This window comes from Pseudomonas sp. HMSC076A11, assembly GCF_001810205.1.
Taxonomy (GTDB): Bacteria; Pseudomonadota; Gammaproteobacteria; order Pseudomonadales; family Pseudomonadaceae; genus Pseudomonas; species Pseudomonas aeruginosa.
Genome location: NZ_KV800250.1, coordinates 1 through 329, shown reverse-complemented (window position 1 = coordinate 329; position 329 = coordinate 1). Strand labels below are relative to the sequence as shown.

1 pseudogene is annotated in these 329 nt (G+C 44.1%); it reads left to right on the top strand.

The window, feature by feature from the left end:
• Positions 1–329: pseudogene (locus HMPREF2716_RS28295) on the top strand (sel1 repeat family protein); the annotation flags it as partial.

Below are 329 nucleotides of genomic sequence, written 5' to 3'. Positions count from 1 at the left end.
CTAGCCTAGGAAATCCGCCGGCGCTAACCGAACTGGGTAAGCTTTATATTTATGTGGCCAAAAACAGAGAGTTGGGTTTGGCATATACCCAATGTGCTGCGAGTCAGGGTTATGCTCCGGCAAACTATGAGTTGGGGAGTTACTACGAACTCGTTGAACACAACTTTCCAAAAGCAGCAAGATATTATCTTCTTGCTGCCAGTCAAGGAAATGATGATGCTGCCCTCTTCATGTCCGGAGTTTTTGATAAGACCAGTCCCGATGTTGACAGAATGTGGTACTCCCCCGATGAAAAACTACACAAGGAATATTATTCAATCTATAAAAAG